Source organism: Actinoplanes awajinensis subsp. mycoplanecinus (assembly GCF_001509495.1).
In the GTDB taxonomy this organism is placed as follows: Bacteria; Actinomycetota; Actinomycetes; order Mycobacteriales; family Micromonosporaceae; genus Actinoplanes; species Actinoplanes palleronii.
The window spans coordinates 20,496-44,066 of the sequence record NZ_LLZH01000189.1 but is presented as its reverse complement, the minus strand read 5'-3'; the positions used below and the strand labels follow the sequence as shown (position 1 = coordinate 44,066).

22 protein-coding genes are annotated in these 23,571 nt (G+C 72.9%); 9 read left to right on the top strand and 13 right to left on the bottom strand.

The annotated features are described in order from the left end of the window. Positions 1–3: 3 nt before the first annotated feature. A complete protein-coding gene (locus ADL15_RS20820; RefSeq protein WP_067693623.1) occupies positions 4–1,554 on the bottom strand; it encodes an amidohydrolase in 1,551 nt (516 codons plus the stop codon). A 5-nt stretch (positions 1,555–1,559) separates the two neighbouring features. Further along, positions 1,560–2,573, bottom strand: a complete 1,014-nt coding sequence (gene kdd / locus ADL15_RS20815) for an L-erythro-3,5-diaminohexanoate dehydrogenase (RefSeq protein ID WP_067693620.1) — start codon at positions 2,571–2,573, stop codon at positions 1,560–1,562. A 144-nt stretch (positions 2,574–2,717) separates the two neighbouring features. Between kdd and ADL15_RS20810 the strand changes: the two genes are divergently transcribed. Continuing rightward, positions 2,718–4,088 (top strand): KamA family radical SAM protein, encoded by a 1,371-nt coding sequence (locus tag ADL15_RS20810; RefSeq protein ID WP_157441485.1) that lies wholly within the window; start codon positions 2,718–2,720, stop codon positions 4,086–4,088. Between the two features lie 48 nt (positions 4,089–4,136). Here the strand turns inward: ADL15_RS20810 and ADL15_RS20805 are convergent, their stop codons facing one another. Next, positions 4,137–4,328: a CsbD family protein gene (locus ADL15_RS20805; protein WP_067693612.1), complete on the bottom strand. Its 192-nt coding sequence runs from the start codon at positions 4,326–4,328 to the stop codon at positions 4,137–4,139. 116 nt (positions 4,329–4,444) lie between these two features. Between ADL15_RS20805 and ADL15_RS20800 the strand changes: the two genes are divergently transcribed. Then, positions 4,445–5,173 carry a class I SAM-dependent methyltransferase gene (locus tag ADL15_RS20800; RefSeq protein WP_067693609.1) on the top strand — a complete coding sequence of 243 codons (729 nt, stop codon included), beginning with the start codon at positions 4,445–4,447 and terminating at the stop codon, positions 5,171–5,173. Here ADL15_RS20800 and ADL15_RS20795 read toward each other — a convergent pair. Continuing rightward, positions 5,170–5,454, bottom strand: coding sequence for a putative quinol monooxygenase (locus ADL15_RS20795; RefSeq protein ID WP_067693606.1), 285 nt, complete (start codon positions 5,452–5,454; stop codon positions 5,170–5,172). The genes ADL15_RS20800 and ADL15_RS20795 overlap by 4 nt on opposite strands. Before the next feature lie 26 nt (positions 5,455–5,480). On the opposite strand from ADL15_RS20795, the gene ADL15_RS20790 reads away from it, so the two are divergent. Next, positions 5,481–6,329, top strand: a complete 849-nt coding sequence (locus ADL15_RS20790; RefSeq protein ID WP_067693603.1) for an arylamine N-acetyltransferase family protein — start codon at positions 5,481–5,483, stop codon at positions 6,327–6,329. Positions 6,330–6,629: 300 nt separating this feature from the next. Here ADL15_RS20790 and ADL15_RS20785 read toward each other — a convergent pair whose 3' ends face one another. From ADL15_RS20785 to ADL15_RS20750, 8 genes are all read right to left on the bottom strand, one after another. Then, positions 6,630–7,070, bottom strand: coding sequence for a hypothetical protein (locus tag ADL15_RS20785; protein WP_067693600.1), 441 nt, complete (start codon positions 7,068–7,070; stop codon positions 6,630–6,632). Between the two features lie 476 nt (positions 7,071–7,546). Next, the gene (locus tag ADL15_RS20780; protein ID WP_083971508.1) at positions 7,547–8,452 is read right to left on the bottom strand and encodes an aminoglycoside phosphotransferase family protein; all 906 of its coding nucleotides are present in this window, start codon (positions 8,450–8,452) and stop codon (positions 7,547–7,549) included. Between the two features lie 104 nt (positions 8,453–8,556). Beyond that, on the bottom strand, positions 8,557–9,357 hold the full coding sequence (locus ADL15_RS20775) for an alpha/beta hydrolase (protein ID WP_067693597.1): 801 nt from the start codon (positions 9,355–9,357) through the stop codon (positions 8,557–8,559). 136 nt (positions 9,358–9,493) lie between these two features. Then, positions 9,494–9,955, bottom strand: a complete 462-nt coding sequence (locus ADL15_RS20770) for an Lrp/AsnC family transcriptional regulator (RefSeq protein WP_067693594.1) — start codon at positions 9,953–9,955, stop codon at positions 9,494–9,496. Positions 9,956–9,990: 35 nt separating this feature from the next. Further along, positions 9,991–11,130: an acyl-CoA dehydrogenase family protein gene (locus tag ADL15_RS20765; RefSeq protein ID WP_067693591.1), complete on the bottom strand. Its 1,140-nt coding sequence runs from the start codon at positions 11,128–11,130 to the stop codon at positions 9,991–9,993. A gap of 4 nt (positions 11,131–11,134) precedes the next feature. Continuing rightward, complete coding sequence (locus ADL15_RS20760; RefSeq protein ID WP_067693588.1) at positions 11,135–12,340, bottom strand: hypothetical protein; 1,206 nt, start codon at positions 12,338–12,340, stop codon at positions 11,135–11,137. Then, a complete protein-coding gene (locus tag ADL15_RS20755; RefSeq protein ID WP_067693586.1) occupies positions 12,328–13,035 on the bottom strand; it encodes a response regulator in 708 nt (235 codons plus the stop codon). Before ADL15_RS20755 ends, ADL15_RS20760 begins: the two co-directional genes overlap by 13 nt. Next, entirely contained in the window at positions 13,032–13,850 is an 819-nt protein-coding gene (locus tag ADL15_RS20750) for a sensor histidine kinase (RefSeq protein ID WP_067693782.1), read from the bottom strand. Before ADL15_RS20750 ends, ADL15_RS20755 begins: the two co-directional genes overlap by 4 nt. 148 nt (positions 13,851–13,998) lie before the next feature. Here ADL15_RS20750 and ADL15_RS20745 point away from each other — a divergent pair, with 148 nt between their 5' ends. The 5 genes from ADL15_RS20745 (at position 13,999) to ADL15_RS20725 (ending at position 19,938) form a co-directional block, all read left to right on the top strand. After that, positions 13,999–14,691 carry an ABC transporter ATP-binding protein gene (locus ADL15_RS20745; protein WP_067693583.1) on the top strand — a complete coding sequence of 231 codons (693 nt, stop codon included), beginning with the start codon at positions 13,999–14,001 and terminating at the stop codon, positions 14,689–14,691. Next, entirely contained in the window at positions 14,688–17,024 is a 2,337-nt protein-coding gene (locus tag ADL15_RS20740) for an ABC transporter permease (protein WP_232344243.1), read from the top strand. The genes ADL15_RS20745 and ADL15_RS20740 overlap by 4 nt, the downstream gene beginning before the upstream one ends. Positions 17,025–17,125: 101 nt before the next feature. Then, complete coding sequence (locus ADL15_RS20735; RefSeq protein ID WP_067693580.1) at positions 17,126–18,154, top strand: aldo/keto reductase family protein; 1,029 nt, start codon at positions 17,126–17,128, stop codon at positions 18,152–18,154. A gap of 43 nt (positions 18,155–18,197) precedes the next feature. Continuing rightward, positions 18,198–19,106: a 5'-3' exonuclease gene (locus ADL15_RS20730; RefSeq protein WP_067693577.1), complete on the top strand. Its 909-nt coding sequence runs from the start codon at positions 18,198–18,200 to the stop codon at positions 19,104–19,106. Between the two features lie 94 nt (positions 19,107–19,200). After that, a complete protein-coding gene (locus tag ADL15_RS20725) occupies positions 19,201–19,938 on the top strand; it encodes an SDR family NAD(P)-dependent oxidoreductase (protein WP_198170911.1) in 738 nt (245 codons plus the stop codon). Position 19,939: 1 nt separating this feature from the next. On the opposite strand, the gene ADL15_RS20720 is transcribed toward ADL15_RS20725, so the two are convergent. Further along, positions 19,940–20,296, bottom strand: a complete 357-nt coding sequence (locus ADL15_RS20720; protein ID WP_067693571.1) for a PRC-barrel domain-containing protein — start codon at positions 20,294–20,296, stop codon at positions 19,940–19,942. 151 nt (positions 20,297–20,447) lie between these two features. Between ADL15_RS20720 and ADL15_RS20715 the strand changes: the two genes are divergently transcribed. Next, positions 20,448–23,501, top strand: coding sequence for a putative bifunctional diguanylate cyclase/phosphodiesterase (locus ADL15_RS20715; protein ID WP_067693568.1), 3,054 nt, complete (start codon positions 20,448–20,450; stop codon positions 23,499–23,501). The last annotated feature ends 70 nt before the right edge of the window (positions 23,502–23,571 follow it).

Below are 23,571 nucleotides of genomic sequence, written 5' to 3'. Positions count from 1 at the left end.
TCCCTAGTTGTTCTCGAAGATCGTCTCGCCGTGCAGCACCGTGCGCCGGCAGACCGGCCGCGCGGGAACCACCCCGTCGATGTCCGGCAGGAGTGCCGGCAGTCCCTCGCTGAGGCCGCCCGGGGTCTCCCAGGCGGCGAAGGTGGCCGAGGCGCCGGGCGCGAGCACGCCGACCCGGTCCACGGCGGCGGCCCGCCACCCGCCCCGGCTGGCGGCCGCGAACGCCGCCCGCACCTTCATCCGGTACGCCGGGTTGCGCGGTGCGGTCGCCGCCACCACGATCGACCACGGGTCCAGCGCGGTCACCGGCGAGTCCGAGCCGAACGCCAGGGCCACCCCGGTCGCGTGCATCGCGCCGATCGGGTTGCTGGCCAGGGCCCGCTCGACGCCGAGGCGCTGGGCGTACATCCGGTCGGTGCCGCCCCACAGCGCGTCGAAGACCGGCTGGACCGAGGCGATCACCCCGAACTCGACCAGCCGGGCGATCATCGCCTTGTCGATCAGCTCGACGTGCTCGATCCGGTGGTGCCCCTCGCGCAGCGTGTCCACGCCGACCTGCTTGGCGGCGAGCGCGAAGCCCTCCAGCACGGTGGTGATCGCGGCGTCGCCGATGGCGTGGAAACCGCTCTGGAACCCGGCCCGGACACAGTCCAGGATGTGCGCGGCGGCCTGCTCGGCGGTCAGGAACGCCTCGCCGTGCCCGTGGTCGCCGTCGTGGTACGGCGCGCGCAGCGACGCGGTCCGCGACCCCAGCGCGCCGTCGGCGTAGAGGTCGCCGGCCGCGCCGTGCGCGCCCAGCTCCCGGGCCCGCTCGGCGCCGCCCAGCTCACCCCAGAACCCGAACACCTGCGGCAGGCCCTGCGCGGACAGCGCCAGCACCGACCGGAAGTCGTCCTCGCTGGACGTGCCCGGCCCGCCGCACTCGTGCACCGCGGCGATGCCCATCGCGGCGGCCCGGCTCAGCGCGGTCCGCTGCGCCGCGGTGCGCTGCTCCGGGGTGAGCGCGCCGAGGGCGACCGCGCGTACCGCGTGGTGGGCCTGCTCGCGCACCCAGCCGGACGGGTGGTAACCGTCGGTGCCCTCGGCGGCCGGCAGCAGCGCCGACGACGCCAGCGCCGAGTGCACCGACGCCTGCGACAGGTACACCTTGCGGCCGGCCGCGGCCCGGTCCAGCTCGGCCGCGGCCGGCGGGGTCTGCTCGGTCCAGGTCGACTCGTCCCAGCCGTGCCCGTGCACCACACCGTCGGCCGGCCGGGTGGCCGCGAACGCGGCGACCGCGTCGAGCAGCTCACCGGCCGAGCGGACCCCGGACAGGTCGAGGCCGTCGGCGGCCAGGCCGGTGTCGGTGGCGTGCAGGTGCGCGTCCACGAACGCCGGGGTGACCAGCGCGCCGGCCAGATCGACCGTACGGTCGGCGGCCGGCACGTCGGCGGTGTCCCCGAGCCAGGCGATGGCGCCGTCGCGGACCAGCATCGCGGTGGCGCGCGGCTCGGCGGCGGAATAGAAGCGACCGTTGGTGTAGCGGACCGAGGGTTGGGCCGAGGGTGAAGTCATGCGGATCAGTCTCCCGCTACCCGCGCCTCGAACAAGGCCCGTACCGCGGGCACCGTGCGCACCAGGTCGACCGCGAACGCGGCGTGCCCGGGCACGTAACCGTTGCCGACCAGCATCGTCACGTCGGCGGCCAGGCCCTCGGCGCCGAGCGCGGCCGCGGAGAAACTGGTGGCCATCGAGAAGAAGATCACGGTGCCGCCGGGTGCGGTGGCCAGGATCGCGCCGTGCTCGCAGCCCGGCACGTCCACACAGACCACGGTGATGTCGACTTCGCCGGCGGCTTCGGCGACCGCGACCGGGTTCCGGGCGTCGGCGACCGCGATGTGGTCGGCCAGTCCGGTCCGCTGCAGCGCGTTGCGCTCCGCTTCCGAGACGACGATCGCTGTGGTATGGGCACCCGCGCGCTTGGCGGCGGCCAGGGACAGCGAACCGCTCTTCCCGGCCCCGCCCAGCACCAGCACCGTCGGTGCGGAGTACTGCCGGACCACCCGGTCGACCAGCGCCGGCGCGCCGCACACGTCGTAGACCGCCAGGGCCAGTTCCGGGGCCATGTCGTCGGGCAGCACGCCGACGATCGAGCGGCCGAACAGGATCGCGGTGCCGTCCGCCGGGACCTGCTCGCCGAGCCCGTCCCAGTCGCGCAGCCCGTCGGTGATCCGCAGCGGGGTCAGCGTCAGCGACACCAGGGTGGCCACCCGGTCGCCCGGCTTGACCGGCAACGGCGACTCCGGCCCGACCTCCTCGACCACGCCGATCAGCATGCCGCCGGAGCCGGTCACCGGGTTGTGCATCTTGCCCCGGTCGCCCACGATCGCGAGCACCTCGGCGCGGATCGCCGCGCCGTCGCCCGCATGTTTCTGCGCGAGCTGCCGATAACTGGCGGCGTCGAGGTTGAGCCGCTGCACGCGGATCCGTACCTCGTCGGGCCCGATCTCCGGGGAGGCGTCCAGGCGCCAAGCGGCCTGAGGCAGCACCCCGGCCGGTTCCAGCACCCGCGCCAGACCCACCGAACCCGACATTGAACACGCTCCTTCTCATCACAGACGCTAAACAATCGCTTCCAAGTGCCGGTCTACCGTAAATCTTTCGTACACAACCTGGCTAGGCCGAAGATTCTCCAGTAGCTTGATTGATCTGTACAGCTGAGGCAGGGAGGAATCCAGGTGACCGATCTCGAGACCGGACAGCCCTACGAGTACCAGCGGCGGGAGCTGGCCGAGCCGGATTGGACCCGGTTCCCCGGGTGGCGTGACGTCACCGCCGCGCAGTGGCAGTCCTCGCAGTGGCAGCGGGTCAACTGCGTCAAGAACATCAAGCAGCTGCGCGCCGTGCTCGGCGACCTCGTCGACGAGTCGTTCTACGCCGACCTGGAGAAAGACCAGCTCCAGATGGCCACCATGTCCATGCTGATCCCGCCGCAGATGGTCAACACCATGGTGCCGCACGAGGTGCCCGACACGGCCTCGTTCTACGCCGACCCGATCCGGCGGTACATGCTGCCGGTCGCCACCGACCGGCACCTGACCTGGCCGTCGCACCCGCACGCCAGCCGCGACTCGCTGCACGAGCACGACATGTGGGTCGCCGAGGGCCTGACCCACCGGTACCCGACGAAGGTGCTCGCCGAGCTGCTCTCCACCTGCCCGCAGTACTGCGGGCACTGCACCCGGATGGACCTGGTCGGCAACAGCACCCCCACGGTGCCCAAGCTCAAACTGGTGCAGAAGCCGGTCGACCGGTACGCCGCCCACCTGGAATACCTGAAGGCGCACCCGGGCGTCCGCGACGTGGTGGTCTCCGGTGGCGACGTGGCCAACGTGCCGTGGAAGCAGCTCGAGGCGTACCTGATGGGTCTGCTGTCGGTGCCGACCGTGCGCGACATCCGGCTGGCCACCAAGGCGCTGATGGGCCTGCCGCAGCACTGGCTGCAGGACGACGTGGTCGAGGGCATGCACCGGGTCGCGGTCACCGCCGAGCGCCGCGGGGTCAACCTGGCCGTGCACACCCACGTCAACCACGTGAACTCGCTGACGCCGCTGGTCGCCAAGGCCACCCGGACGCTGCTCGAGGTCGGCGTGCGCGACGTGCGCAACCAGGGCGTGCTGATGCGCGGCGTCAACGCCACCGCGCCCGACCTGCTCGACCTGTGCTTCGCGCTGCAGGGCGAGGCCGGGATCCTGCCGTACTACTTCTACATGTGCGACATGATCCCGAACGCGGAGCACTGGCGGGTGCCGGTCTGGCACGCCCAGCAGCTGCAGCACGACCTGATGGGCTACCTGCCGGGGTATGCGACGCCGCGGATCGTCTGCGACGTGCCGTTCGTCGGCAAGCGCTGGGTGCACATGATCGCCGACTACGACCGTGAGCACGGCATCTCGTACTGGACGAAGAACTACCGCACGTCGATCGAGAAGGACGACAGCGAGGCGTTGACCAAGCTCTACGCCTACTACGACCCGATCGACACGCTGCCGAAGACCGGCCAGGAGTGGTGGCGCAAGCAGGAAGCCGACGCGGCTCTCGCCATCTGACGGCAAAAGGCCCCGGCGAACCGCCGGGGCCTTTTGGTGCGCTTGGGTCTACTTGAACGCGTCGCGGACGTCGTTGCCGGCGTCCTTCACGTGCTCGCCGGCCTGCTTGGCGTGCGCGGCGGTCTCCTGAGCAACGCCCTCGGCAACCAGGCTCTCGTTGTCCGTCGCGTTGCCGACGGCCTGCTTCGCCTTACCGGCGAGCTCTTCGGCCTTGTTCTTCGCCTTGTCGGTGATGCTCATCGGTGAACCCTCCGTGGTCGCTAGCTGCGGTTGCTTCGCTCAGAGAACTGCCCGATCGCCACGGATCCGAAACACACCCGGTGATCTTTCCCGGTGCTGTGGATAGGGTCACCGTCGTGGATCCCTTCGGTACCGCCCCCGGCGCCTCCTCGTTCGGCTCGGCAGCCGGGGCCTACGAACGGGGCCGTCCGCCGTACCCGGAAAGCGCTCTTGATTTTCTGCTGCCCGCCGGTCGGCCTCGTGTGCTGGACCTGGGGGCCGGCACCGGCAAACTGACCCGGCAGATCCGGGCGCGCGGGCTCGACGTGATCGCCGTCGACCCGTCCGAGGGGATGCTCGGCGAGCTGCGCCGGGCCGTGCCGGAGGTGCCCGCCCACCTCGGCACCGCCGAACGGATCCCGCTGCCGGACGCCAGCGCCGACGTGGTCCTGGTCGCGCAGGCCTGGCACTGGATCGACCCGGCCCGCGCCCTGCCGGAGATCGCCCGGGTGCTCACCCCCGGCGGCCGGCTCGGCGTGCTGTGGAACCTGCGCGACGAACGCGCCGACTGGGTGGAGCGCCTCGGCGCCATCATCGGCCGCGAGGACCGCGCCCGCGACACCACGATGGGCCCGCCGTTCGGCCCGGTCAGCACCGCCACCTTCGACTGGGCACACACCGTGCAGCCCGGCGAGCTGCTCGACCTGGTCGCCTCGCGCAGCGGCGTCATCCTGCTCCCGGCCGACGAACGGGCCGCGGTGCTCGCCCAGGTCCGCCAGCTCACCGCCACTCACCCGGCCCTGCTCGGCAAGGACACCTACACCCTGCCCTACCGCACCGCGTGCGCCTGGGCCGAGCGGGGCTAGGGCGCTTCCACCCCGGAGATCCGGTACTTCTTGACGTCGGCGGAGAGCACCGGCGGCAGGTCCGGCTCCGGGCCGCCGGACTCGCGGAACCGCAGCAGGTCCGCGTCGGAGTCCCACCGTTCGTGGATCAGGATGCGGCCCGGTTCGAGCGGGTCGGCGGACTGGGCGAACTCCAGGCAGCCCGGCGCGCGACGGGCCGAGCGGGTCACCTCCGCCACCCCGGCCAGGTAGCGCTCACGGTCCTCGGCGGGCACCCGCAACTCACCGGCAACGATAATCATGTGTTCTCCGTCGATAGGGTCCAGGCATGGACGATGTCGCATATCTGCGGCGGCTCGGGCTCGACGAGCTGGCCGGGCAGGCGCCCAGCGTGCCCGGTCTGCACGCGCTGCACCGGGCACACGCCGAGCGCGTGCCGTACGAATGTCTGGAGATCTGGCTCGGCCGGCCCACCGGCATCGACCCGGCCGAGTCCACCCGGCGGATCCTGGCCGGGCGCGGCGGGTACTGCTACCACCTCAACGGGGCGTTCTCCGCGCTGCTGCACACCCTCGGCTACCAGGTCACCCGGCACGTCGGCGGGGTGCAGGGCAACGCCGGGCAGCCGGCCGGGGCCAGCGCCAACCACCTGGTCCTGACCGTCACCGGGCTACCCTCGGCCGACGCGCCCGGCGGTGCCTGGCTGGTCGACCTCGGCATGGGCGACGGGCTGCACGGGCCGCTGCCCCTGGTGGCCGGCGAGCACCGGCAGGGGCCGTTCGTCTACCGGCTGCGGCCGTCCGAGGCGGAACCCGGTGGCTGGCGCTTCGACCACGATCCGCGCGGCTCGTTCCTCGGCATGGACTTCCGGGCCGAACCCACCGGGATGTCCGCGTTCGCCGGCCAGCACGAGCACCTGTCGACGTCGCCGGAGTCCGGGTTCGTGCGGATCGCCACGGCCGCGCGACGGGACGCCACCGGGGCCGACATCGTGCGCAACCTGGTGCTCACCCGGGTCGGCGACGAGCCGTCCCGCACCGAGCTGACCAGGCGGGACGACTATTTCACGGCGCTCGCGGACGTCTTCGGGATCACCTTCGCCGAGTTCACCGCGGCCGAGCGCGACAACCTGTGGACCCGGCTGGCCACCGCCCACGAGCAGTGGCTGGCGAGCTGACGCTCGCTTCCCCGGCCGGCGCTTTCCCGGCCACTGCTTCCCGGCCGCCGCTTTCGGCCGCGGTCTCCCGGCCGCCGTCTCCTGGCCGCCGCGGGATGTGGTCGTCGTTCGCCCGGGCGTCGCGGGACTCGCGGACGGCCCGCCGGGCGCGGTCCAGCGCGAACTGGACGGTCTCGCGGCCATCATGGAAACCATTTCCGGTACGAGGAACGCGCGCTCGCCGCCGGAGTCCCGGAAACCGGCGGGTCAGGACCGGTCCTGCGCCTGCGCAAGCTGGGCCGGCTGGGCCCCAGGGGTGCCTCACCCGACCTGAGGGACCTCTGACAGCCAGCCGACGGCGTCCGCGTAATACGTGTCGGACAGGTGCTCGGCGATCTCCCGGATCGTCCAGGCGCCGGGCTCACGGTGGTCCAGCTGCTCCGCGGTGAGCCCGGCCAGCCGCACCGTCCAGATCTGCGCCAACCTGGTCAGCCGACTCTCCGCCTCGGCCAGGTCCGCCGCGGTGAACACCGCCAGATCCCCCGGCGTGGTGATCGCCGACGCGTGCCAGCGGTCCGGGATCGTCGGGACCCCGGCCAGCCGCGCCTCCACCTCGGCGAGGTGGTCGATCAGATGGTCACCGATCCGGCGGATCGCCTTGTGCGGTGTGTAGAACCGGTCATCGGCCGGGATCGGCGTCCCGTCCCAGTGCGGCCAGCTCTGCGCGAGGCGCAGAGCATGAGAGACAGCCTGCTCGATCATGCGGTTCGGTTCCTCACTTTTTTTACGACATGAGCCCCGCCACGCTAAGTCCCTGACAGTTAGCCCCTCGCCGAACCGTCCCCGCGGCGCCCGTGCGGCTGGCTCCCAGCGCCGCCAGACAAGCGCGACACAGCCCCCAGCCCCAGCCAGACCCGCCCAGCCGGTGCCGACGGTCCCCACCGCGAGCGCCAGCCGCGCGCCTCCGGCTGACCCGCAGAGGTCCCAAAACCACCGCGAGACACCGCTGCGGACCAGCCGCAGTCGCACGGCTGGTGCCCAGGGGTGCCACAACGGCGCGAGACACCCCTGGGCGCCAGCCGGACACGTGCAGCTGGCGCCCGGGGGTGCCACAACGGCGCGAGACACCCCTGGGTGCCAGCCGGACACGTGGGGCTGGCGGTGGCGGTCCTCGCCCGGGCGGGAGACAGGCGCCAGCGCCAGCTGGGATCGTGCGGCTGGTGGTGGTGTCGGGGCGGTCAGAGGGGGAGCAGGGCGGACAGGATTTTGGCGGTGCGGGGTGGGTCGAGGGTCAGGCCGTGTTCGGTGCCCCACAGCCAGTAGTCGACGCAGCGGGTGATCGCCCAGCCGCGGGCCAGCTCCGGGTTGAGGGCGGCGGTGTCGACCAGGACGGACAGCAGGTGGTGGACGTCGGCGGGTGCGTGCAGGTCGTCGGCGCGGGTCCAGAGGAGTTCCGGGATCGAGTACTCCGGGGTGCCGGCCAGCGGGCGCGGGTCGATGGCCAGCCACGGCGTGCGCGTGCCGGCCAGGATGTTGCCGTAGTGCAGGTCGGCGTGGATCAGGACGGGGACGCCGGCGGACGGGAGCTCCCCCGCGTACCGGATAGCCTCGCAGAGCCAGCGGTCGGGAACCGGATCGCCGAGCTTGCGCTGACGAGCCTTCAGGGTTTCCGCGATGCCGGCCACGACGTCCGGCAGGGTCGCAACGCCCGGCGGCGGCGGGATCGCGAGCGTGCGGATCAGCGTTCCGGCGATCTCGGCGGCCTCGGTCAGCGGGACGGCGTGCAGGGTCCGGGTGTGGTCGAGGCGCTCGAGCAGCAGCGCGCCGGGCTCGTCGGCGAGCAGCTCGACGGTCCCGTTGCCGTTCCAGGCGCGCAGGCCGATCGCCTCCTGGGCGGTCGTCCGGTCCTGGGGCGCGCTCACCTTCAACGCCAGGCGGCGGTCGTCGCGGGTGACCATGAGGACGAGGGCCTGGGAGCCGTGCAGCGGCGGGGTGCCGTCGAGCGTCAGGCACCAGCGGTCGAGCAGGTCGTCGACCCGGTCCGGCAGGGTGGTGATCCAGTCCCGGCCGCCGGCGCCGTCGAGCCGGATCCGCCAGGCGGCGAACTCCTCCGGGACGGTGATCGGACGGCGGCGGGACGGCATGCGCCGCAGGCTATCCCGGCGGTGGGACGGGAGTCGTCCGCATTTCCGGGCGGTGGGTCGGCGTTTCCGCAGCCCGCCGCGCCGTCCCGCGGGCGGCGAGGAGGTCAGCGTGGGGTCGGTGCCGGGCTGGTCAGGCGGGTGCCGAGGAAGGTGAAGGCGGCCGGGAGCAGCGTGCTCCAGTACCCGAAGTTGTGCTTTCCCGGCCCGAACGCCTCGACCTCCGGCAGCGCCGGCAGCGCCCGGCGCAGGGCGCGCACGTTGGCATACAGCGGATCGTCGCGGCCGCACCACAACCCCACCGGCGTGCCGGTCAGCCGGCCGGTGGCCTGGAACACCGCGTCGCCGGGGACGACCGACGGGGAGAACGCGGCCACCGCCCGGACGAACTGCGGGAACGCCTCGGCCAGCAGCAACGACCCGTAGCCGCCCATCGACCAGCCCCACGCCGCCAGCCGGCCGGTGTCGTAACCCCGGGCCGCGCACCACGCCGGCAACTCCTCGTGCACCATCCGTTGCGGGTCGTCGGTCCCGTTCGGCTGCCAGGACAGCCGGTCCCCGGTCGCGCCGGCCAGCACGAACGGTGGCGCGCCCCGGTTCACCGCGTCGGTCAGGAACCGGCCCAGGCCCAGCTGCGCGAAATCGGCCGGACGTTTCGAGCCGCCGTGCAGGACCAGGCAGACCGGCAGCCCGGCGCCGTCACCGTGCCCGGCCGGCACCGCGGTGTAGAAGTCGACGGTCGCCCCGCGCGCCTTCGAGTACCGCAGCTCGCAGCGTTCCCGGCCGGGTGGCACCGACGGTACGGCGAGCGGCGCGACCCCGGTCCGCCCGGCCGCGTAGGCCCAGGCGCCGGCCACGCTCGCCGACGCCACGGCCGCTCCGGCGGTCAGCAGGGTTCGTCGTCGCATGGTCGTCCGCCTCTCGCTCGTGTCGTGAGGACAACGCGCGCCGTGCGGACCCGTCACGGGCCTCCGTTGTTGAGGGTGCCAGCCTGGACACCCGCTTTACAGCTTCCTAGGAGGCTAGGCGGTAACACCACACCTGCTACTCCGCCGTGGCGGGCGGGGCGATCCGGGGCGGCCGGTTCTCGTAAGGCGTGGACAGCACCACGGTCGTGCGCGTGGTCACGTTCGCCGCCGTACGGATGTCCTGCAGCAACCGCTCCAGATCCAGCGGACTCTTCACCCGGACGAGGAGCATGTAGAAGTCCTCACCGGCCACCGAGTAACACGAGTCGATCTCGGAGAGGTGGGCCAGCCGTTCGGGGGCGTCGTCCGGCTGGGACGGGTCGAACGGGCGGATCGCCACGAACGCGGTCAGCGGCAGATCGAGCGCCTCGTACGACACCTTCGCCGTATACCCCGCGATCACCCCGCGCTGCTCGAGCCGGCGAACGCGCTGGTGCACGGCGGAGACACTCAGGCCCACCCGCTCGGCCAAGTCGGTGTACGACAATCGGCCGTCCGCGGTCAGGGCTGACACGATCGCCCGGTCGATCTCTTCCACGGCGGTAACAGTACCGACCGGGCGAACCACGCGCCTCAGCCGGTCAGCGACCGGGCGATCACCATCCGCTGGATCTGGTTGGTGCCCTCGACGATCTGCAGCACCTTGGCCTCACGGAACCAGCGCTCGACCGGGTGATCGGCGACGTAGCCGTACCCGCCGAGCACCTGCACCGCGTCGGTGGTGACCCGCATCGCGACGTCGGTGGCGAACAGTTTCGCCTTCGCCGCCTCGATCGAGAACGGTCGCCCGGCGTCCTTCAACCGCGCTGCCGCCAGCAGCAACGCCCGGGCCGCGGACACCTGGGTGGCCATGTCGGCCAGCATGAAGCCGACACCCTGGAACCGACCGATCGGCTGACCGAACTGCTCCCGGTCCCGGGCATACCCGACCGCGTAGTCGGTCGCGGCCTGGGCGAGCCCGACCGCGCACGCCGCGATCCCGAGCCGCCCGGAGTCGAGCGCCCGCATCGCGATGGCGAAGCCCTCACCCTCGCCGCCGACCAGGCGGTCGTGCGGGATCCGCGCGTCCTCCAGGACGATCTGCGCCGGCGCCGACGACCGCAGGCCCATCAGCCGCTCGCGGGCCTGCGGCAGCAGCCCCGGCGTGTTCGCGTCGGCGATCAGGCAGGAGATGCCCTTCGGCCCGGGCCCGCCGGTGCGCACGAAGATGTTGTAGAAATCCGCGAAACCGCCGTGCGTGATCCACGCCTTGGTGCCGTTGACCAGCCAGTCGTCCCCGTCCGGCACGGCGCGGGTGGTCAGGCTCGCCGCGTCCGAGCCACCCTGCGGCTCGGAGAGGCAGTAGGCGCCGAGCAACTCGCCGCCGAGCATCTCCGGCAGCGCTTTGCGCTGTCGTTCGCTGCCGAAGGCCGCGACCGGGAAACAGGACAACGTGTGCACACTGACGGCCTCGGCGATGCCGAGCCAGGTCCCGGCCAGGATCTCCAAAACCTGAAGATAGATTTCGTACGGTTGGGCAGCGCCTCCGTCGCTTTCCGGGTACGGCAAACCGAGCAGTCCGGCACGTCCCAGCGTGCGCAGGACCTCCCGGGGGAACTCGCCCCGCGCCTCATAGTCGTCGACCTTGCCGGCCAGCTCACGGGTGGCGAGCTCACTGGTCAGGTCGAGCAGGTCGTGTGCCTCAGGGGTGGGAAGCATTCGATCCACGGTCACCGGGTCAGCTTAACGGTCGTTCAACCATGGGGACAGGCAGGAACGCTTCCGGTCTGTTTGATGGCACACCCGCGGCGCCGGGAGCCGGCCGGGCGGTGTGCTGCTCGATCAGGGTGCGCGCACGCTCCCGGAGCTCGGGCGCGGGGTGGTCGAGCGCGATCGCGGCGGTCTCCAGGATCTCGGCGAGCCGGGCGGGTTCCCGGGTGGCGAGCGTGCCGAACCACACCAGCTGGGCCTTGGCCAGGGACTTCACCGGACCGGCCAGCACCAGTGCCCCGGCGGACAGCACGGTGTCCAGGTCGAGGAGGCCGGCCTTGTCGACGGCGCGCAGGCAGCGCTGGGCCAGGCCGGCGACCGGGGCCGGGGCGGCGGTCAGCATCCGCGCATAACCACCGAGGTGCGCGGCCAGCTCCGGGACACTGGGCCCGAGGGCGGCGTGCAGCAGGGCGAACGCCCGGAGTTCGGTGGCGCTGCCGCCCCGGGCCAGCCGTGCGACGGTGGCGGACAGGATCCGCCCGCGATCGAGGCGGCCCTCGGCGACCAGCCCGGCGACGGCGGCCGGGAAGGCCGGCGGGCCGACGTGCGACTTGGTGCGCGGATCCCAGTCGGCGGCGGTCAGGTCGACACCGGTCCGGTCGGCCTCGAAGACCACGGGCAGCAGCAGGTCGAGGTGCGGATCGGCGCGGAGCCGCCCGGCGAACGGGACGAGCCGGGACGCGGCCAGCCCGGGCCACTGCAGATGGCCGATCCAGCCGGCGATCACGCCGCTCGGCACCGGCGGGGTCACCCCGCCCTCGGCGCAGAGGGCTGCCACCAGCTGCCAGCCGTGGGCCCACGGGTCGTCGCCGCCGAGCCGGGCACCCAGCCGGACCCCGAGGTCGCCGCACCAGGGCGGCTTGCGGGCGTGGAGCACCGCGAGGGCGTGCTCCACCGGCACGCGGCCCCACTTGTCGCGGAGGTCCCGGCGGCACAGCAGGCTCTCCGCCGCGGCGGCCGTCGGCGCCGAACCGAGCACGGCCAGCACGTAGGACCCGGCCGGGTCGAACTCGGCCTGCCAGTCCGCCGCCCGCATCGCCCGCAGCCGGGCGGCGACCTCGGGGCCGAAGGCCATCCGCTCGGCCTCACCGGCGGCACACAGCAGGTCACGGACCGCGTCGATGCGACCGGCGCGGGCCAGCTCGTCGAGCACGTCCCCACTCAGGCTCCCCATGTGCGGCAACCTAGAACACGGGTCCGACAATTTTCAGCACCGGGGGTGACCAGGCCCGTTTCGTACGCCAGGACGACCGCCTGGGCGCGGTCGCGCAGGTCGAGCTTGGCGAAGATCCTGGCCACGTGGGTCTTCACCGTGGCCTCGCTGAGGCTCAGATCGGCGGCCAGCTCGGTGTTGGACCGGCCTCGGCCGAGCAGGGCGAGCACCTCGGTCTCGCGCGGGGTGAGCGGGGACAGGTCGCGGTGCACGGCCGGGCGGGCGGCCGGGTCGGCGGCGAACCGCTGCACCAGGCGCCGGGTGATCGACGGGGCGAGCAGCGCGTCGCCGGTGCCGACCAGCCGGACCGCGGCGGCCAGGTGGTCGGCGGTCACGTCCTTGAGCAGGAAGCCGCTGGCGCCGAGGGCGAGCGCGGCGTAGACATACCGGTCCAGGTCGAAGGTGGTCAGCATGAGCACCCGGCAGCCGGGGCCCCGCGCCAGGATCCGGCGGGTGGCCTCGAGACCGTCCAGCACCGGCATCCGGATGTCCATCAGCACCACGTCGGGGCGCAGCCGCTGCTCCTCGCTGACCGCCTCGGCGCCGTCCGCGGCCTCACCGACCACGTCGATGCCCCGGGCGGTGAGGATCAGCCGGAAACCGGCGCGGATCAGCTCCTGGTCGTCGACGACCAGCACGCGCGGGGACGACGTCACGGCCCCTCCAGCGGGATGCGGGCCCGGACCCGGAACCCTCCGCCGAGGCGGCGCCGGGCGTCGAGGTCACCGCCGTACACCGAGACTCGCTGCCGCAAGCCGAGCAGACCGCGACCGGACCCGCCGCCGTCCCGATCGCCGCCCGGCGGCGCGCCGTCCCCGGTGAGCACGCTGGGACCGGTGGTGAGCACCTCGACGCGCAGGGCGCGATCCGCATACCGGATGGTGACCTCGGCCTTGCCGCCGGCGCCGTGCTTGAGCGCGTTGGTCAGCGCCTCCTGCACGATGCGGTAGGCGGTGACGTCGACACCGGACGGCAGCGGCCGCGGCTCGCCCGAGACCCGCACCTCGACCGGCAGGCCGGCGAACGCGATCCGGTCGACCAGCCGGCTCAAGACCCGCAGGCTGGGCTGGGGCGCGAGATCTGTGTCGGACACCGGCTCGTCGGCGCCGCCGGCGTCCGGCGCCAGCAGGCCCAGCAGGTGGCGCAGCTCGGTCATCGTGGTGCGGCCGGCCCGCTCCACCTCGGTGAGCGCGCCGGCCGCCGCCTCCGGCAGCGAGGTCAGCACCTCACGGGCCGCCGTGGTCTGCACGATCATCACGCTGACGTTGTGCGAGACGATGTCGTGCAGCTCGCGGGCGATCCGGGCGCGCTCCTGCTCCACCGCGGACCGCGACGCGATCTCCCGCTCGCGCTCCAGCAGCCAGCCCCGCTCCCCCATCGCCCGGGCGTGCCGGCGCCGGGCACGCACCAGCGCGAACCCCAGCCCGGCGGCGGCCGCGCAGGCCACCGCCAGCGCACCTGCCAGCCACATCGTTCCCACGGGACACACCTTGGCAGAAGGCCGCCACGGGCACATCCACCCCTGCACGTACGGCGCCTACATCCCTGGTATGACGCCCCGGGAATGTCAGACCACGGTCCGATGCGGACGGCGCCGGGTCTTTCGTAGCGTTCCGGCCATGACGACCGAGAGACCGGTGGTGCGCCTCGACGGGGTGCGCAAGGAGTACGGCGAGACCGCCGCCCTGGACGGGGTGTCCCTGGAGATCTACCCCGGCGAGGCGGTGGCCGTGATGGGCCCGTCCGGGTGCGGCAAGTCCACGCTGCTCAACATGATCGCCGGGCTGGACCGGCCGACCGCCGGCACCGTCGAGGTGCACGGCGAGCGGCTGGACACGATGACCGAGACCGGGCTGGCGCTGTTCCGCCGCCACCACCTGGGGATGATCTTCCAGTTCTTCAACCTGCTGGACGACCTGCCCGCGCTGGACAACGTGGCCCTGGCCGCGCAGCTCACCGGCAGCAAGGCCGGCCCGGCCCGCGAGCGCGCCCTGGAGCTGCTCGGCGAGCTGGGCATCGCCGACCGGCGCAACGTCTATCCGGCCGCGCTCAGCGGCGGCGAGCGGCAGCGGGTCGCGGTGGCCCGGGCGCTGATGAACCGGCCGGCCCTGCTGCTCGCCGACGAGCCGACCGGCGCCCTGGACAGCAAGGCCGGCGACCAGGTGATGGACCTGCTGCTGGATCTGAACCAGATCGGTCAGACGCTGCTGATCGTCACGCACGACGAGCGACTGGCGCACCGCTGCGCGAGCCGGCTGGTCGAGCTGGGCGACGGCAAGGTCGTCCGCGAGTCCGCCCTGGAGCGGTTGTGAGCGCGGTCTGGCGGGCGGCGCGGGCCGCGGTGCGCCGCCGCAAGCTGCAGACCTTCGTGATCGGCCTGGTGGTGCTGCTCTGCACGGCCACCGGGGTGGTCTCGCTGGCCCTGCTGGACGCGGTGTCCGCGCCGTTCGACCGGGCGTTCGAGGCGCAGCGCGGCGCGCAGGTGGTCGCCACCTACGATCCGGCCCGGGTCAGCGACGACCAGCTCATCGGGGCGAGCGCCGGGCTGACCGCGAGGGCCGGGCCGTTCCCGCAGGTGGTGATCGAGCCCGCCGGGGACGCCGGGTCGTTCCTCGGCGGCCGGCCGCTCACCGTGGCCGGGCGCGCCGGCCCGGGCGGGGCCGTCGATCAGCTGGATCTCTGGCACGGCCGGTGGCCGTCCGGGCCGGGCGAGATCGTGCTGGCCGCCGAGCCGCACCCGGACGACTACGACCTCGGGCCGTTCGCCGACACCACCACGGTGACCGCGGGCGGGGTGACCCTGCGGGTGGTCGGGTGGGCGTTCAGCATCAGCGGCTCGGCCGACGGCTGGGTGACACCGGCCCAGGCAGCCGCGCTGCACCCGACCGCGACACAGATGCTGTACCGGTTCGCCGGTGACGTGGCGACGCGGGACGCGCTGAAGGCCCGCGTGGCCGGGGTGACCACGGGGCTCCCCGGCGGCGCGTTGCTCGCGGCCCAGCCGTACCTGGTGCTGAAGGAGAAGGCGGCCGCCCAGCCGGGCACCTACCTGCCGTTCCTGGCCACGTTCGGCGTGCTCGGGCTGCTGGTCGCCGTGATCATCGTGGGGAACGTGGTGAGCGGAGCGGTGGTGTCCGGGCTCCGGCACATCGGCGTGCTCAAGGCGATCGGCTTCACCCCGCGCCAGGTGGTCGCGGTCTACCTGACCATGGTCGGCGTGCCGGCGATGGCCGGGGCGGTGCTGGGCACGCTCCTCGGTGCGAACGCGGCGCAGCCGATGCTGGTCAGCACGTTCCGCGGGCTGGGCTTCGGGCAGGAGGCGGGTACCCGGGCGTGGGTGTGGGCGGCCGGGCTGATCGGCGTACCGATGATCGTCCTGCTGGCCGCACTGCTGCCCGCCCGCCGTGCCCACCGCCTCTCCGCGGCCGAGGTCATCTCGGCCGGCAGCGCGCCGCGCCGGGGGCACGGCCTGCGCGTGCAACGCGCCCTGAGCGCCACCCGGCTCCCGCGCCCGGTCAGCCTCGGTCTGGGCCTGCCGTTTGCCCGGCCCGGCCGGACCGCGCTGACCCTGGCCACGCTGGTGCTCGGCGTCACCACCGTCACCTTCGCGGTCGGATTGTCCGACTCGGTCGTGCGGATCACCGGCCTCGGCGACCAGGCCGCCGGCCAGATCGGGGTGCGCGCCTACAACACCGACGAGCGCGCCACCACCACCCGCACCGATGCCCAGGTCGAGGAGCTGCTGCGCGGCATGCCCGGCACCGCCCGGATCGCCACCTACCTCAACCAGTCGGTGTCGGTGGTCGGGTCGAGCGAGCCCATCCTGGTCAATTTCGGTCGCGGCGAGGTCGCCGCGATGGGGTACGAAGCCCAGCTGCTGGAGGGCCACTGGATCGACGGGCCGGACCAGGTGGTGGCGCCGTCCCAGCTGCTCAACCGTCGCGGCCTGCGCGTGGGTGACCAGCTCACCGTGGTGCTCGGCGGCGGCCGCCGGGCGATCACCGTGGTCGGCGAGACGATGAGCGGCGCGCCCGGGCCGGTGGGCCTGTTCGCCGACTGGCAGCTGCTCGACCAGCTCGACCCGGGCCGCAAGCTCATCCCGTTCGAGTACCGCTACCAGGTGCAGGTGACCGAGGGCACCGACCTGGACGGGTACGCCGCCGCGGTCCGGGCCGCCGATCCCGGGCTCTACTCGTGGAACGACGCCGGGGACAACTCCTTCGCGGTGGTCGTGACGAGTTTCGCCGGCGTGGTGTCGGTGCTGCTGGCCGTGGTGACCGCGCTCGGCGTGCTGAACACCGTCGCGCTCACCGTGCACGACCGGCGCCGCGACCTGGGCATGCTCAAGTCGATCGGGATGACCCCGCGCCAGGTGGTGGCCATGATGGTCACCTCGGTGGCCGCGCTCGGGGTGGCCGGCGGGCTGGCCGGCATCCCGCTCGGGATGGTGGCGCACCGGTTCATCGTGCCGCTCGCCGCGAAGGCCGCCGCGATCCGGCTGCCGGGCGAGGTGTTGCGGGTGTGGCAGCCGGGGCTGCTCGCCCTGCTGGTCCTCAGCGGGGTGCTGATCGCGGTGTTCGGCGCGCTGCTGCCGGCCCGCGCCGCGGCCCGGGTGAGCATCGCGCAGGTGCTGCACAACGAGTGAGGCCGTCAGGCCTTCGCCGGACCGGCCCGCGGGACTGCCCCGGGCGCTCGAGGCCCGGACGGGACATCCCGTCCGGGCCTCCCCCGGTAAGATCGACTCCTGTGGATCATCGACGTCTCGGGCGTAGCGGCCTGCACCTCAGCGAGATCACCTACGGCAACTGGCTGACCCACGGCGAGCTGGTCGGCCGGGAACCGGCGCTGGAGTGCATCCGCGCCGCCCTGGACGCCGGCATCACGACGTTCGACACCGCCGACGTCTACGCCCAGGGCGCGGCCGAACAGGTGCTCGGCGAGGCGCTGCGCCCGGTGCGCCGCTCGTCGGTGGAGATCGCGACGAAGGTGTGCCTGCCGACCGGCGACGGGCCGAACGACCGTGGCCTGTCCCGCAAGCACATCATGGAGGCCTGCCACGCCTCGCTGACCCGGCTCGGCACCGACTACGTCGACCTCTACCAGGCCCACCGGTTCGACGACGGCACCCCGCTGGACGAGACGCTGATCGCCTTCGACGACCTGGTACGCCAGGGCAAGGTGCTCTACCTGGGCGTCTCGGAGTGGACCGCCCCGCAGATCCGCGCCGCGCTCGACCTCGCCGGTGAGCTGGGGCTGCGCAGCCGGATCGTGGCCAACCAGCCGCAGTACAACATGCTCTGGCGGGTGATCGAGCCCGAGGTGCTGCCGCTCTGCCGCGACGAGGGCATCGGCCAGGTGGTGTTCCAGCCGCTCGCGCAGGGCGTGCTGACCGGCAAGTACCAGCCCGGCCGGCCGGCTCCGGAGGGGTCCCGCGCGGTGAGCGGCGGACGCGGGCCGCGGTTCATCCGGCGGGTGCTCGGCGGCGAGCTGCTGGAGCGGGTCCAGGGACTGCGCCCGCTCGCCGACGCGGCCGGGCTGTCGATGGCCCAGCTCGCGGTCGCCTGGACGTTGCGGCAGGACGGGGTCAGCTCGGCGATCATCGGCGCGACCCGGCCGGAGCAGGTGACCGAGAACGCCGGTGCGGCAGGTGCCCGCCTGACCGGCGACGTGCTCGCCGGGATCGACGCGGTGCTCGGCGACCTGGTCGACCGTGATCCGGCCAAGACCGCGCAGATGATGGCGGTGAAGGACACCTGGAGCCAGGCGGCCGGATGACTCCTGCGGGATTATGTCGTACCCGTGTGGCAGGGTTTAGCGCGTGACTCGACCACTGCTCGCCGTCGACGCCCCGAGCCTGTATTTCCGCGCGTTCCACGGCATCCCGGAGAAGGCCGCGCAGACCGAGGCCGGTGAGCCGGTCAACGCGATCCGCGGGTTCCTCGACATGATCGCCCAGCTGGTGCGGACCCGGCGGCCCGACCGGCTGGTCTGCGCGCTCGACGCCGACTGGCGGCCGGCCTGGCGGGTGGCGCTGGTGCCGTCGTACAAGGGGCATCGGGTCGCCCACGGTGACGTCGAGGAGGTGCCGGCGTCGCTGGAGCGGCAGGTGCCGGTGCTGCTCGAGGTGCTCGCGGCGGTCGGCATCCCGGCGTTCGGCGTGCCGGGGTATGAGGCCGACGACGTGCTCGGCACGCTCGCGGCGACCCAGCCCGCGCCGGTCGAGGTGGTCTCCGGCGACCGTGACCTGTTCCAGCTGGTCGACGACGCACGCGGCACCCGGTTGCTCTACTGCGGGCGCGGCGTCGCCAAGCTCGAGGACGCCGACGAGGCCCTGGTCCAGGCGAAATACGGGGTTCCGGCGCGGTATTACGCGGACTTCGCGGCGATGCGGGGCGACGCCAGCGACGGGCTGCCCGGGGTGGCCGGCGTCGGCGAGAAGACCGCGGCGCGGCTGATCGAGCGGTATGGCGGGATCGCCGAGATCATGACCGCGCTCGACGACCCGGAGTCCGGGTTCGCGCCGGGCGTGCGCACCAGGCTGAACGCCGGGCGGGACTATCTGGCGAAGGCACTGCCGGTGTGCCTGGTGGCCCTCGACGTGACGCTTCCGGAATTCGATCCGACCCTGCCGAAGGCGCCCCGCGACCCGGAGGCGCTGCTGGCCCTGGCCGAGCGGTGGAACCTGGCCGGCTCGGCCCGCCGCCTGGTGGATGCCCTGGCCGGCTGACTCCCGCCGGGCGCGCGGCGTGTTCCGGGACTCCGTAGGAGCGAGAGGTGCGCGGCGTGTTCCGGGACTCCGTAGGAGCGAGAGGTGCGCGGGCGTGACTGGTGAGCGCGTGGCGATCGTCACCGGGGGCGGGTCCGGGCTCGGCCGGGAGATCACCGGCGGGCTGGCACGCGCCGGGTTCGCCGTGGTGGTCGCGGATGTCGACCTGGCCGCCGCCGAGGAGAGCGCACGGGCGGCCGGGCGAGGTTCCGTCGCGATGCGGGCCGACATCCGGGAGCCGGAGCAGGCCAGGGGCGTGGTGGACGCCGCCGTCGCGCGGGGTGGGCCGCACGTGCTGGTCAACAACGCGGGCGGGTGGACGGCGGGCGGGCAGCAGTACCCGTGGGCGGCGCCGGACGACTGGATCGCGAGCATCGCTCTCAACCTGACCGCGCCGATGCTGCTCACCCAGCTGGTCCTGGAGCCGATGCGGCGGCTGGGCGGGGGCGCGATCGTCACCATCGGGTCGAGTGCGGGCTCCGGCGAGGCCGCCTACGGTTCACCGGAGTACGCGGCCGCCAAGGCCGGGCTGGTGCGCCTCACGACGAGCCTGAGCGGGCTGGACGCCGAGCACGGCGTACGCGTGATGTGTGCCGTCCCGGACTGGATCGGCCTGGAACGGGCCCAAACGCAGCTCGCCGCGCGAACCCCGGCCGATCGGGCGGCGACGCCGCCGCTGATCCCGCCCGCCGACGTGGTCGCCGTGGTGCTCGACCTGATCAGCACCGGACGCGGCGGCACCGTCGTCGAACTGTGGGGCGGCCAGGAACCGATCACCCGGCACCCCGGCTGAGTCAGCGGCGGCCGAGGCGCCGTTCGCCGCCCGCACCGGGCACGTACGGCAACCCGTAGTGGGCGAACACCGTCGGTTCGTCCACCGCCGTCAGCTCACCGTCGACGTCGATCGACGGCGCCTCCCCGGCCAGCTTCTTCGGGAACTGGACCCGCAGCGCGTCCGGTTTCACCGTCGCGCCGGCCAGCGGCACGAAGACCAGCCGGTGCCGGCCGATGAAGCCGACCCGCACCGTGATGAAGGACGGCTCGTCGCTCGCGGTGTCGACGTACACCGCCTCCAGCTCGCCGATCTTGTCGCCGGATGGGTCGATGACCTTGTGGCCTCGCCATTCACGCAGGTTCTCCGCCGGAAACATGCCCCAGGTGTGCCCGGCCGGCCGCCCGGCGAAACGCGACAGGCAAAGGGTCCGTGTTGCCAACCGGGTGCGACCCTGCGCGCCACACTCAGATCGGCCCCGTCCGCCCCGATAACGCGAGTGCTGGACCCACTCACCGAACGGAGTAGGCATGACGACGCGTACCGCTCGCGCGGGCTTCGGCGCCTGGATCGTGGCGCTGGTCGTCCTCTACTACGTGTTCCCGGACGCCCACCTGTACACCTGGGCGCTGCTCGGGTACTCGTCGGCGGCCGCGATCCTGGTCGGCACCCGGCTGCACCGGCCGGACCGGCGCCTGCCCTGGTATCTCACCAGCGCCGCGCTGGCGTTCTTCACCACCGGTGACACCTGGTACAACCTGATCCTGGCGGTCGGCCGCCATCCCGGCTTCCCGGGGCTGGCCGACGTCTTCTACCTGCTCGTCTACCCGCTGCTGACCAGCGCGTTCCTGCTGTTCATCAGGTCCCGCTCGGGCCGCGGGGACAACAGGGCGGCGCTGCTCGACGCGCTGGTGCCGACCGTCGGCCTGGGCCTGCTGGCCTGGGTGTACTGGATCGCCCCGTTCACCCGGGCGCAGGACCTGAGCGTGCTGGAGAAGGTCGTCTCGATCGGCTACCCGCTCGGCGACGTGCTGGTGCTCGCGATGATCCTGCGGATGCTCGCCGCGATCGGCACCCGGCCGAAGGCGCTGACCAGCCTGGCCGTGGCCATGGTCGGCCTGCTCGTCTCGGACGTCTTCTACGGGCAGTCCCAGCTGCGCAGCGACTGGACCCTGGGCGGCCCGGTCGACCTGGGCTGGATCGTGTTCTACGCGATGGTGGGCTACACCGCGCTGCAGCCGTCGATGCGGCAGATGACCGAGCCGGCCGAGCGGTCCCGCGCGGTGATGGGCCGGCACCGGCTGGGCTGGCTGACCGCGGCCGCGCTGATCGCCCCGGCGGTGCTCTGCCTGGAGTACGTCCAGGGCCGGCCGGCCGAGATCGCCCGCGGCGGCATCGTCGACGCGCCGATCATCGCGGCCGCCGCGGCGGTGATGTTCCTGCTGGTGCTGGCCCGGGTCGCGGACCTGGCGCTGGCGCAGCGGCAGGCCGGCGCCCGGGAGCGGGCGCTGCGCGAGGCCGGTGCGCTGCTGTTCACCGCCGCCACCGAGGACGACGTGGCCGAGGCGATCCGCCGGGCCGTCGACCGCCTGATGCCGCCGAACCAGGCCTACCACCTGGAGCTGACCAGGCCGGTGCCCGGCCACGCGGACGTGTCCGTGCAGTGGCGGGCCGCCGCGGACCTGCCCGAGGGCGTCGGCGCCGGCGGGTTCCCGCTGGTGCTGTTCGCCACCCAGCCGCTGCCCGGCGGCACCCGGCACGGCCAGATGATCGTCGGCGCGGCCGAGGACGTGCTGCACGCGCTACGGCCGGCGCTGGAGACCCTCGGTGCGCAGATCGCCGTGGTGGTGGAGCGGATCTCGCTGACCGCCGAGGTCAACCAGCGGGACAGCGAGGCGTACTTCCGCACCCTGATCCAGAGCACCGCCGACGTGATCCTGATCCTCGACGAGCAGGACGCCGTCCGGTACGCCAGCCCGTCCGCGACCAAGCTGTTCGGCGCGATCATCGAGGCCGGCACCCCGCTGACCGCGCTGATCACCGCGGACGGCCAGGACGCGCTGCGGGACGTGCTCGCCCGGCTCAAGCGCGGGAACGGCGACCTGAACGGTGTCGAGCTGACCGCGCAGGGCCCCGGCCGCCGCCAGATGCTGATCGAGTGCGACCTGCGCAACCTGCGGGACGACCCGACCGTGGCCGGCCTGGTGATCACCATGCGCGACGTCACCGAGCAGCGCCGCCTCGAGGACGACCTGACCCATCAGGCGTTCCACGACTCGCTGACCGGGCTGGCCAACCGGGTGCTGTTCCGCAACCGGCTGGAGCAGGCGTACATGGTCGCCGAGCGGGACGGCGCGACGCTCGGTGTGCTCTTCGTCGACCTGGACGACTTCAAGGAGGTCAACGACACCCTCGGGCACGCGATCGGCGACCAGTTGCTGCTCGCCGTGGCCCGGCGGATCTCCTCGATCATCGGGGCCGGCAGCACCGCGGCGCGGATGGGCGGCGACGAGTTCGCCATCCTGGTCGAGCAGAGCGACAGCGCGGACGCCGCCGAGGACGTGGCGGCCCGGATCGTGACCGCGCTGAACTCCCCGCTCGAGGTACCGGACGGCGAGGGCAGCACCCACCTGGTCAGCGGCGCGGTGAGCATCGGCGTCGCCACCAACCGGGACGCGGACGGCGCCACCGAGCTGCTCCGGCACGCCGACCTGGCGCTCTACCTGGCCAAGGGGATGGGCAAGGGCGACTGGCAGCGATACCAGAGCGACCTGGCGAGTGCCATGGTGCAGCGGCTGGAGATGCGTACCCAGCTGCACGAGGCGATCGAGGACGAGCAGTTCATGCTCCAGTACCAGCCGATCGTCGAGCTGGCCGACCAGCGGGTCACCGGCGTCGAGGCGCTGGTCCGCTGGCAGCACCCGACCCGCGGGCTGCTCGGGCCGTTCCACTTCGTGGAGGCGGCCGAGGAGAGCGGTGCGATCGTGGGGATCGGCGCCTGGGTGCTGGGCGAGGCGCTGCGGCAGTTCGCCACGTGGAAGGCCGCCGACCCGGACACCACGCTGCGCTACGTCAGCGTGAACGTGTCGCCGCGGCAGTTCCGCGCCGCCGACTTCGTCGAGCAGGTCCGCGCCGCGCTGATCAAGGCGGACGCGCGTCCCGAGTGGCTGCTGCTGGAGATCACCGAGAGCCTGGTGCTCAAGGACGCCGACAAGGTGGTCCAGGATCTGCGCGCGTTGCGCGCCATGGGGGTCCGGGTCGCCATCGACGATTTCGGTACGGGGTACAGCTCCCTCAGCTATTTGCGGCAGATGCCGGTGGACGTGCTTAAGCTGGACAAGTCGTTCATCGACGACATTCTGACCAGTCGCCAGCAGCACGCGCTGGTCGACGCGATCATCACGCTCGCCGGGAACCTGGACCTGGCCGTGGTGGCCGAGGGCATCGAGGAGCCCGGGCAGATGCTCGCACTGGACGCCATGGGCTGCCACTACGGCCAGGGATACCACTTCGCCAAGCCGCTCTGGCCGGCCGACATCCCGGCGATGACCGAGTCGGCCCGGCCGGCCGCGGTCAGCGCGTGAGACCTGGGGCCGCCGACCACGTAACGATCCACCGTAGGCATGGGAAGTCCGGTTAATTCTTGACTGTCGG